The 10,992-nt window shown below is 49.3% G+C and carries 8 protein-coding genes and 1 pseudogene; 3 read left to right on the top strand and 6 right to left on the bottom strand.

Translation table 11 applies throughout. From position 1 onward, the window contains the following. Window positions 1-262, bottom strand: a pseudogene (locus ACP5KC_RS06755) (hypothetical protein); the annotation flags it as partial. A 313-nt stretch (window positions 263-575) separates the two neighbouring features. On the opposite strand from ACP5KC_RS06755, the gene moaA reads away from it, so the two are divergent. Then, window positions 576-1,556, top strand: coding sequence for a GTP 3',8-cyclase MoaA (gene moaA, locus ACP5KC_RS06750; RefSeq protein ID WP_273433073.1), 981 nt, complete (start codon window positions 576-578; stop codon window positions 1,554-1,556). Window positions 1,557-1,616: 60 nt separating this feature from the next. Here moaA and ACP5KC_RS06745 read toward each other — a convergent pair whose 3' ends face one another. From ACP5KC_RS06745 to ACP5KC_RS06730, 4 genes are read right to left on the bottom strand one after another with little or no spacing between them, the layout of a single operon-like run. Further along, window positions 1,617-2,957 carry a (Fe-S)-binding protein gene (locus ACP5KC_RS06745; RefSeq protein ID WP_428287041.1) on the bottom strand — a complete coding sequence of 447 codons (1,341 nt, stop codon included), beginning with the start codon at window positions 2,955-2,957 and terminating at the stop codon, window positions 1,617-1,619. Next, the gene (locus tag ACP5KC_RS06740; protein WP_052884510.1) at window positions 2,954-3,745 is read right to left on the bottom strand and encodes a hypothetical protein; all 792 of its coding nucleotides are present in this window, start codon (window positions 3,743-3,745) and stop codon (window positions 2,954-2,956) included. The genes ACP5KC_RS06745 and ACP5KC_RS06740 overlap by 4 nt, the downstream gene beginning before the upstream one ends. 7 nt (window positions 3,746-3,752) lie before the next feature. Next, complete coding sequence (locus tag ACP5KC_RS06735) at window positions 3,753-5,543, bottom strand: nickel-dependent hydrogenase large subunit (protein ID WP_273433069.1); 1,791 nt, start codon at window positions 5,541-5,543, stop codon at window positions 3,753-3,755. Further along, complete coding sequence (locus ACP5KC_RS06730; RefSeq protein ID WP_273433068.1) at window positions 5,543-6,808, bottom strand: hyaluronate lyase; 1,266 nt, start codon at window positions 6,806-6,808, stop codon at window positions 5,543-5,545. Before ACP5KC_RS06730 ends, ACP5KC_RS06735 begins: the two co-directional genes overlap by 1 nt. 244 nt (window positions 6,809-7,052) lie before the next feature. On the opposite strand from ACP5KC_RS06730, the gene ACP5KC_RS06725 reads away from it, so the two are divergent. Together ACP5KC_RS06725 and ACP5KC_RS06720 are read left to right on the top strand one after the other, a co-directional pair. Then, entirely contained in the window at window positions 7,053-7,736 is a 684-nt protein-coding gene (locus ACP5KC_RS06725) for a hypothetical protein (protein ID WP_273433066.1), read from the top strand. Further along, complete coding sequence (locus ACP5KC_RS06720) at window positions 7,733-8,275, top strand: hydrogenase maturation protease (RefSeq protein WP_273433065.1); 543 nt, start codon at window positions 7,733-7,735, stop codon at window positions 8,273-8,275. Before ACP5KC_RS06725 ends, ACP5KC_RS06720 begins: the two co-directional genes overlap by 4 nt. Here ACP5KC_RS06720 and ppsA read toward each other — a convergent pair. After that, window positions 8,267-10,744 (bottom strand): phosphoenolpyruvate synthase, encoded by a 2,478-nt coding sequence (gene ppsA, locus ACP5KC_RS06715; protein WP_052884514.1) that lies wholly within the window; start codon window positions 10,742-10,744, stop codon window positions 8,267-8,269. The two genes, ACP5KC_RS06720 and ppsA, sit on opposite strands and share 9 nt — an antisense overlap. Window positions 10,745-10,992: the final 248 nt, after the last annotated feature.

Raw genomic sequence — 10,992 nt, 5'->3', positions numbered from 1 at the left:
GAGACCCAACACTCTCGGCGAAAGCATTAATGTCCTGAACCGCAAGCTCGAGGGCGTGCTGGTTTCTCTTACCGAAGGATGAAAGGTCTCCTGTGAGTGGTAGAAGTGCTCCTATAGGAACCGTTATTATCTGAGTGGATGCTGAGGATGATTGTCTAGGGGCTATAAAGTATCCTAGTATGACTCCAAGGAAAAGGGCTACAACTACAAGTGCAGTCGTTCCGACTAGTGCACGTTTGTTTTTAAATCCCTGCTGAGTCATTGTGGTCTCTCTTAGAAGTGATTTTTTAAGCATTCCGCTTCAATTGTTATGTTTGATTCAAGGGATCGTGTCTTGGCTTTTAAAATTTTCTACAGAAAGTTATATTAATACTGGAAGATCTTTCTTGAGAAGATCCGTAAGGGATGTAGCGGAGCCACCTAACAAATCGTTAGGTTCAAAAACCGAGTAGACAAGTATTAATAATAAAACCAAGATTATCAAAAAAGACTCTACTTTAGTTATACCTCTATCATTATTTTAGCTGAACATAACGCTTAAATCTTTTCCCGAATAGTTTCGTAATGGTGTTTGATTGCTTGTCGATAGATTTGGCAGGCCCCTGAATAACCTTAGAATCTCTGTGACAGGTAAATGCAACTACAACTGTATATTCTGTCACCGAGAAGGTGAAGAAAATACCCCGGATGAGCTGACAGCCGACGATATAGAGCTTGTAGCGAGTGCTGCCTATAAGCATTCAATAAAGTCTTTCAAACTTACAGGTGGAGAACCTCTTATTCGACGGGATATCGCAGAGATTGTCTCCCGCATTAAGCAACTTGGAAAAGACGTGGAAGTATCAATGACAACCAACGGGTTCTATCTATCCGAATATGCTGGAAAACTGGCTGAGGCAGGTTTAGACAGGATAAATGTGAGCTTCCACGGGGTGAGCGTCGAAAAATACCGTGTCATAACCAGAGTTGATGGACGAGACAGAGTAATAGATGGGTTAAAGGCTTTGAGGGAGCACGGAGTCCCTGTAAAGCTTAACTTTGTACTGACAGCCCTGAACGCCAACGAGGTACGCGACTTACTCGAATTCGCGTCTAGGTTTGAGGCGAATGTCAACATAATAGAGCTTATACCTACTGGTAGGGGAAAGGAACAGTTCGACAAGATCTATTTTCCAGTCGAAAAAATCCTTCCATTAATCGAGAGTATGACGGTTAAAGTTGAAAGGAGAGAACTACATAACAGGCCTGTCTATGTCCTTAATAACGGTGTCAGAGTTGAGATATTGGCCAACTTCTGTAATCCCTTCTTTTGCCAGAAGTGTACGCGGATACGGCTAACACATGATGCAAAGTTAAAGCCTTGTCTCAATAGAAACGACAACACCGTAAATATCCTTCCAATTCTTAGAACTCCGAGCCTCAACGGGGACGAGAAAATAAATGCCCTAATGGAGGCGATAAAAGAGGTAAACTCTAAACGTGAGCCCTATTTCAGGCTGGTTAATGGCAAAGTTGTAACGGCTGATGGCTCCAGCTGTCAGCTGAGGGACATATAATGTTAAATTTTTTAATATTAATTCGAAAATGAACAATGAAGGAGGGTAAAAAATAAAAAATTACTCGAGATTTTCAGCGAGAAACTCAGATAGCATCTTAAGTTTTACGTTTACTCCGTATGCCTTTGTCGTCATCCCGATAGTATGCATGCAGCCGACGCATGCCGTTACAACTGTTGATGCTCCCGTTTCCTTAATCTCGTCGACCTTCGCCTTACCTGCCACGAGCATGTCCTTGTACAGCTTGTCGAGGAAAGACTTCTCAGAGGCTGTCAATTGAAAGCTCATACCTAGAATCTTTTCCATCATCTCTTGTGTCGGTGGCACGATGCATGCTATCGAACTACCTCCCCCGCAACACTTGTTGAATATACCGTGACTCCCAAGCTTCACGAAGCCGCTGGAAACCTGGCTTAAAACCTTCACGGGCTCCTCGATAAGCCCTCCGAAACGGCCCATTTTGCACGGACTGTGCCATGTGACGCTCTCGCTGGTCGTCTTAAACTTTATCTTGCCTTCATGCAGTGCCTCCTCAACAAGCTCCACAATGTGAACAACCTTGAAACTCGGCTTCTCTCCGATGATTCTAGGAAGGTCGAACCTGAAGAATGTATAAGGATACCCTCCGTCACTCAAGACAATGTACTCTGGATTCATATCCTTAATGTAGTCATAGATGCGCCTCGCCACTACACGTGTCGCCTCATCGTCCCCGGCCAAAGACCCTATAGGAGCCCTCATCGAGAGCGGCTGGTCAGACATCGTCCAGTCTATCCCAAGTTTTTTGAAGAGCTTAACTGCGCCTATAACGGAGCCCGGTGTCATCATGGCCTCAGCCAGTGATGTTACATAGAGGTATTTGGCGTTCTTCTTGTTGAACTCCACACCCTCCTCCCTTAACTTGTCGAGCATATTACTCCAAATCTCTTTTAGGCCTTTGTTCTCTAGAAGGGTGTTCGAGGCTTCAGCATCTATCATGGCTTTAAGCAGGGTGGGAACCCTTCCAACCCTCGCCAAGTACCCTCTAAGTACCTTTATCATTTCTCCGCTGTGGATTCCGAAGGGACATGTAACGTAGCATAGCCCACAGTTTGTGCACCTGTAGGCCTTCTCGACCCACTTATCGACCTCCTCCTTGGTTTTAGGCGGTCCTGCTCCAAAGAGCCAAGGAAATATCCTTGGGAGAATTTGTACCTGGGCTCTGTAAAGCTTCCTAAGTAGTTCAGCCTTTTCTACTGGACCGTACTCTTCACCGGCCGCGGTGTATGGACAGTTGACCTCGCATAACCCACAGTTCACGCAGTTCTCGAAAAAGTGTAGCATAACTGGGTCAAGGTGTTTTAGAGCAGAGCCCATCGCGACTTTAGCCTCCTCGGGGTTGAAGTTTTCCCAGCCACTCATAGTGCTCCCCTATTAAATTTAAGGTCGTACCACTCGTGAAGCTTACCGTACCAGTAACCGAAGACGAAGTGCCAGAACTTGGTGAAGGGTAGTGTCGCGACCAGGAGTTCTGCAAGGAGTATATGAGTCCCGAGGACAAAACGATAAGTCCCTATCTCACCTGAAGGCAGATGATGAGTAGCCATGAAGCCCGTCACGAGTATGGCTAGTAGTAGGATTAAAGCATACCAGTCACCTATACGGGTGTTTCCTAGCCTGTGAAAAGCCCTTACTATCTTGTCACCTATCTTGTACGAGACTCCCAGGATCGCAAGTATTGCCAACAGATCCCCGTTGAGAAGCACTACCAATGGCCCCCAGAGCGTGTTGACGAATGTCCAGGACATGTCCGAGGCGGGTGTTACGTGTGACAAGACGACGAGATCCGATGAGGTGATCGAAGATGGTATAGCTAGGGGCTTGAGAAGCGAGTATGGCGGGAACCAGTATGAAAACATTGCTACGTGCTGTGCTAATAGGAATATTAGGGGGATGACTCCTAGGATATGTAACAGGACTAGCCCGCCGATAAAGTCGCTTTTCCTGCGCTTCAGTCCTTGAATTAGCGGATCCAGGAAAGTGAAAACTAGACCCACTAGCAGGCTAAGGAATGGTCTTTCCCTCCTAGGAGCTGATGGTCTACCCCGCCATAGGAAGACATACTTCCCTAACCGGTAGCCTACTCCCAAAAGGAAGATTGCTATGACTATAGGGGGGGCTTGGTATATCGCGATGTCAAGGAGATCCATTCTTTTTTCACCTCACTATCATCTTCTTTATTGTCTTTATGTTCCCAACCTGTATATGGACTGCACAGGCTATGCAAGGGTCAAAGCTCCTGATCGCCCTTACAAAGTCAAGACCTTCCCACTTCTCGGGAGGCACTTCCTCTGTGATGACACTGTTAGCCACGCTCTGCTCGAAGGGAGACATGCCCCACTTGTCCTTGGGTGAAACGTTGCCGGTTGTCGGCGCGTGTATCTGATAGTTAACGATCTTTCCTCCCTCCTGTATAACCCAGTGTCTGACTGTTCCCCTAGGCGCCTCCGTAAAGCCTACACCAAAGGTTCTTCGGGATGGGGCAACCCATGGCCTAGACGTCTTTGTCTTCCCGCTTCGGACGAGTTCTACAGCTCTCAAGACATTATGCCATGCATCAGCTACGTCCACGACCACATTAAATGCTCGTGCAAGGACTCTTTGAAGCGTAGTGGAGTATTGTGGAGCCTTCCACTCGAGGGTCATCTCTTCCACCACACTTGCCGGTAGGTCGTCAGCGCCGCCGCTTCTAGGCAGGGTAACCTTCAATACGCCGTTCCCGCTGCCGAAATCGTTTGGCTGGTAGGCCGTTACCGTTAACCTTGCGATTGGCCCAACCTCGAATGGAACCACTGTACCATCTTTCCAGACAAAGCGTACTGTTGCAGCCCAGTTGTACTTTCCGTTCCAGTCCCTGGCGCCCGGTTTAGGAATCGTTATCTTGTTCCAGGGATGGTATGCTGGGTCCTGCTTGCCCCATAGGAGCGGGTTACCTTCGGGATCCTTGTCCGTATATAATGGGAACTTTCCTGCCCAGTCTTCATAGAAGGATCTATCTACTTGTTCCATGATACTCAGGTTTATCTCCTTGTAGCTCTTTGTGACTAGCTCGCCGTTCACGAATGCCCCCGGCTTAATGGTACGCTTTGAGGCGGCTTTGTCGATGTTCTTGTAAATGTCCTCAGGCGTCTCGCCGAGAGAAGAATAAACCTCCGGATCGTCGAAGACGCCACCGCTAACCATGTTGTGTCTTCTATAGGTTAGCCCTTGATCCTTGTAGTTCTCATACTCTTCGTAGAACCAGGTTATGTCCTGCCAGATAGCGTATAGGAATTTCGCCCACGCTGTTAACTTTGTCAAACGATATGTGTAGCCTATAAGCAGGTATTCTGCGTTCGTGAGATCAGTAGAAATACCGCCCGGAATTATAGTGCTCGGGTGGCTGTGCCTGCCGTATATTAAGACACCTCCCTCCCTAGCTATGCGCTGATATTTAACGGTCAGCTGCCATATCTTGCCCTCAATGGGGTTTAAAGCACGCATTATATCGGATATCTTTGAGAACCCGTGAATATCCCTGTGAGGAGCATCAGTCCTCTCAGCGTCAGCCCATACCTTGGGTGTCAGCTTCTTCACTATGAGCTCGCTATAGTCGGGCCCGCCGAGCATATTCAAGATCAAGGGGTGGTCGTATAGGGGATCAGTCATAGCGAAAGCCATGTTTCTTAGCACCACGCCTAGAGGCTCTGGAACAACACCGTAAGCCATATCGACGGCATGCATCGACGCGTTCGCGTGGCTTGCTCCACACACTCCACAAATCCTCGAGGTTATGTGGATCGCGTCCTCTGGCGGTCTACCCCTGAGAAAAACTTCGAAACCGCGGAACATTGTGGCGTATACCCATACCTCACTAGGCTTCCTTGTAGTCGTATCCACAAGAGCCCGCAGCGCAAGGTGGCCTTCAATCCTCGTAATAGGGTCTATAAAAACCTCCCTAACACTCATTAAGCCTCACCCCTCACCTCCTTTAATGAACTTGCCTTCTTACTTTCAATATCCTTAGATATACCATAGGCTAGCCCGATACCCGCGAGCAGTGCGGCAACCGCAGCTACGCTTTCCAGGCCGCTGGGAACACGTGGAGCCTGGAGAGGCTTGTAGAACGGCTCGTACGCGTCAGTAAAACCGGGCATAGTACACCCGATACAGACACCACCCGTCCTCGTAGGGCCTCCAACGCCGTTAACCCAGCCCAGCTTGTTCCACGGGCAGTTGGAGATAGGCCCCTTACAGCCTACCGCATAGAGACATCTGTAGCTGTTCTCGCCCGGGTATGCCCTGAAGTCCCCTGCTGCGTATGAACCCGCCCTGGGACACTGCTCGTGAACAGTTTGCCCGTAGATAAATTTAGGCCTCCAGTATCTGTCCAGCTCCGGCAGGGGTAGCAACCCTTTGGCCCATAACACCAGAGCCGCAAGAGACCTCAGTTGCCCGTCACCGTTAGCTGGGCATCCAGGCACAGCCATCGCTGGCCTACAATCCTGGCGTATCTCTCCGGGACCGAGGCTACACTGACCTGATATGAATTTTCTGAATGGCTCCGCCTCTGGGAGAAGGTTTACAAGTCCCTTGATCCCTCGGATGGGGTCATCGAAGAAGCCCACAGCTCCCGTGGGGCTGTCGCCCCAACTTGAGGAGGGTAGCCCTGGAACCCTGTCAAGAACCTTGTTCGCGACAAGGCCGCCATAAGAGGCACAATTGCCAATGGACACGACGGCAACAGCTCTGGGTAGGAGCCTCCTCATCCACTCTACACAGCTAATTGGCTTACCGTTCTCTTCCCCTATAAAACAGTAGTAGTCGCTTCCGGGAGGCCCTCCGGCCTTCTCATCCTGTGGGAAGCTCCCTTCCAGCACCAGGACGAACGGGTCAAGCTTTCCTTCGGCCGCCGCCTTAGCGATGTCAAGGGCACTCTCACCCCACTGAGGCATCACGGTCTCGTGGAAAACCAGCTTCACGTTACCGGGTCCCACGAGGTGGAAAGAGCCGCCGAGAACATCTATAAGGTCAGGCTCAGTTGCCTGTATCAGAGCCGTAGTGTTGCCTGCGCAGTCTTGAGCCTCAAACCATACAATGTTGATCGACCCACTTTGAGCCTGAGCCGCGGCAAGCTTTACGAGCTCACGCCAGTTGAGCGAAGCTAGAAAAGCAGTAGTCCCTGCCATTTTGAGAAAATCGCGACGGTTCAAGCCCAAGCCTGATAAGACCATTTTACCACCTTGTCGTTAACTTAACAATATTAGTTTATAATAAAGCTTTCATGTATAATTAGCGATAATTTGAAAAGACTAAGTAAAAAATAAAATTTCAAATCTACTTTTATCAATTCTTTATAATAGATTCGTTTTATTTAATACTATTTCTTACATATTAAAATATAAATATATTTATAATTATCAAGACATAAGCTTTATCATAGAAGATTCATCAGATTTATAGCAGGGGTTAAACTCCTTGAGTCAACAAGACGAGCTAGTCAAATTTATAGTAGCATTAATGAAGACTTACAAGGCACTCGAGCAGGGAACCAAGTCGCTAATCCCCGATGTCAAAGCCACCGATGCAACAAAACCTCTATACGACCGCATCACAAGCTTCAAGCCGCGCGAGGAAAACATAGACGAGATGAAGAGAACCCTCGTTGAGAGCGGCCATGCCGAGATCCTCGAGAAGCTTGAAAAAACACAGATAAAGATACTGATAGGATTCCTCTCTTATTACGGGGAAGAAGGGGAAGTCGTCTACAAAGCCTTCGAGCATGCCCAAACCCTTCCTGAGTGCAGCCACGTAGTGTTTGAAGATTTCTCGACAGACAGCCTCACGGTAAAATACCTCATAGATAAATACAATCCAACCAAGACAAAGATAATAACCCTCAAAAGGCGCGGACGCCAGCCAGGCCTCTACACTTATACTGTTCAGCTGGCCCCTGAGCCTCAAGAAAAGGCAACCGACGCGCTCAGAGCTACGCTAGAAGGATCCCTAGACATTGACGACCTCCTCTCTGGCCTCCGCGTATTCACTCCTGGCCTCGAGCTAGAAGTCGTCGAGTGTGATCCGGGTAGCGGGGACCCATCCTACTGCTCAGACAAGCTCACATCCGTGATCGAGGCTATACACAGGGAACACTGTCAATGAAAGCCGAGAAAAAATACCTAATAGTCGGTGTAGGCAACTTACTCTATGGTGATGACGCACTAGGCCCTCTACTTGCCGAGTCGCTCGCGGAGTGCGGAGCTAACAGCATCAACGCCGAGACAGATGCCTTCACATCTGCCTCATACATAGAGGGGGCTCGATCGGTGATATTCTTAGATGTATTTGACCCGTCATATGGCCCTGAGGGAGAAGTAGTAAGAGTTAGGATAGATCCCAGGAAACTATCCCGAGAGGAGTTATCCCTACTCATTAGCCGTGAAACAGGTGCGCATGATGTCACACCCGCACATATTGTCGCGCTGGCATATGCCTCGGGTACATTCAATGGCGAGGCCTGGGTTATAGGACCCGTGGTCAAAGAAACAATGTTTGGCCAACCCCCAAGCAACATTGTAATCAACTCCATCGAAAAGATACTAGGAGTTTTAGAGGAAACACTACACGAGAAACTAGACAAAGACTGTGTAAGGAAAAAATTCAGTGAAAAAATTGAAGAGTTGAAGAAGAAGTTATTCTAGCTCGTCCACTCTTCTTGCAAACCTTGGAAGCTTCGGCTTCTCGCGTCTTACAGGCCAGCCAAGATCCTCTTCGACTCTCTCGATTCCCAGTGTCTTCTCCAATAGTATCCTGTGCTCTATCTGGGCCACAAGCTCCCTCGTCTGCATCACGACGTCGGGGTTAACGCTTATACTGTCTATACCATGTCTAACCAGGAACTCGCTAAATTCCGGATAAACGCTGGGGGCCTGACCGCATATGGACACGGTCCTGTACCCATATGGACTCTTGTGAGCCTTCTCGATAAGCATCGCTATTGCAGTCCTCACCGCGGGATCCCTCTCGTCAAAGTATCTAGGATCTATCTTGGGCAAGATGGCGGAGTCCCTGTCCGTACCCAGCGTCAATTGGGTGAGGTCGTTGCTGCCGATGCTGAAGCCGTCAAAGTACCTTGAGAACTCCTCGGCGAGGAAGATTATGCTTGGAACTTCGGCCATAGCCCATACCTTGAAGTCCCTATTACTCTCAAGCCCCTCCTCTGCCAAGAGCTTTACAAACCTCTCTGCCTCCCAGAGCGTCCTCACGAAGGGCGCCATCACCCATACGTTGCCGAGGCCCATCTCCTCTCTAACCTTCTTGATGGCGCGCACCTCAAGCCTGAAGGCCTTCTCGTATTGCGGACTGATGTACCTGCTTACACCACGCCAGCCGAGCATAGGGTTGTCTTCCTGTGGCTCGTATTTCTCTCCTCCCTTAAGCTGCCTGTACTCGTTGGTCTTGAAGTCACTGAATCTAACGACTACTGGTCGCGGATAGATTTCACGGGCTACCAGAGCTATGCCCTCAGCCATCTTGTTAACGAGGACGTCGCCTCTCCCGCTTTCAAGGAGGTATAGCGGGTGCTCGCCCACATAGCTCGCCATTATGAACTCGACGCGCATCAGGCCGATGCCATCGAAGGGTAGGTTCTTATATTCCTTAATCTTCTCAGGAACACCGAGATTCATGTATATCTTTGTTCCCGTGATAGGCTTGTAGATGATCTCGATCGGAGCGGCAGCAGCGGCAGCCGCCTTCTCCTCCTTCTTCCCGAGGAGCTCCTCGACACGCCCCTCATAGACCACCCCGGTCTTCGCGTCAACAGTGTACTCTTTCCCGTCAACCATTACCTTAGTCGCCTCTCTCGTGCCCACTATCGCCGGAATACCCAGCTCCCTGCTAACAATGGCGGCATGCGCCGTCATTCCACCCTCATCAGTAACGATGGCCGCCGCAATCTTCATATACGGGACCCAGTCGGGATCGGTCATCTTTGTGACGAGGATGTCGCCGGGCTGCATCTTGGTTTTGGCGTCTTCAAGTGTGAGACAGATCTTGGCCTTGCCGAAAGCTACTCCAGGGCTGGCTGCAAGACCCTTAACAACTGGTTTGGCTTCCGTGACGCTTTTAACTGAGGTTGTCTCGGCACCCGTTTGCTGTCTGGTGCTCCATACCGTCTCGGGTCTGGCCTGGACAATGAAGACGCTTTCGGGGAACTTGAGGTCTCTGTCAACCGCCCACTCGATGTCCATTGGCCTCCCGTAGTGCTGCTCTATCTTTACTGCTAGCTCCGCTAGTCTCAGCACTTCCTCATCTGTGAGAGAGGGAGCATTCCGCCTCTCGGGTTCTATTTCGCGCTCAATGTTTTTGCCTGTCTTGGGGTCTCGCACAAGCTCCACCCTCTTCTCTACGATATTCCTCTCGACTATCTGCATGGACTTCTTGTCTACTACCCACTCGTCGGGGGTTACTTTACCGCTTACAACCGACTCGCCGAGTCCCCAGTGTCCCTCAATGACGATCTTGTTTCTGTCTCCAGTTACTGGATGGAGTGTGAACATTACTCCTGCAGACCTAGAGTTGACCATCTTTTGCACCGCAACGCTGATGAGGACTCTCTCGTGCTCGAATCCCTTAGATTCCCTGTAAAATATTGCTCTGGGAGTGAAAAGGCTCGACCAGCACTTCCTGACTTTTTCGACGACATCGTCTTCGCCTTTGACGTTAAGATATGTTTCCTGCTGGCCAGCGAAGCTTGCGTCAGGGAGGTCTTCAGCGGTGGCGCTGCTACGTACGGCAACGAATTCCTCTGTCTTGCCGACGCGTTTGCTAAGCTCGCGGTAGGCTTTCCTTATTTCTTCTTCGATGTCTTTAGGCATTGGAGTGCTCTCAATGAGCTTCCTAATCTCCTGGGATGCCTCCATGTAGTCTTCAGGCTTGGCTGCACCTTGAGGTACGTGTTTACGAATAATCTCGTATATCTTGTCCTTAATCCCTTTCTCCTCTATGAACCTTTTATAGGCATAGGCTGTTACAGCAAAGCCGGGGGGGACTGGGATGCCTGCTCTTATCATCTCGCCGAGGTTGGCGTTTTTGCCACCAACTATTGGCACATCCTCTTTTGTAAGCTCTTCAAACCAGAGAATGAGTCTGGTATTCTTACCGCTCATGTTTGTCAGGGTTAAAAGCCCTGCGTGGTTTAAAACTTTTCATCCTTAAGATCTTGTATTAATATATTAGGCTAGAATAAGGATATATGTTTGAGGGTGTTGAGGTTAGTTATACCTTTACTCGACCTGTGCAAAAGAAGGCGTCTCGGCCTGTACTATGTTTCGTGGACACAAAATTAAATAATTACGTTGGAGATATATGGGATGCCCTCTATGACCGAAAGGCTCCCGAAAGGGGGCGTGGGGAG

It is taken from the genome of Infirmifilum sp., from assembly GCF_049970975.1.
Classification (GTDB): Archaea; Thermoproteota; Thermoprotei; order Thermofilales; family Thermofilaceae; genus Thermofilum; species Thermofilum uzonense.
Note: the sequence above shows the minus strand (reverse complement) of the source record. Positions and strands in the feature narration are given on the sequence as shown.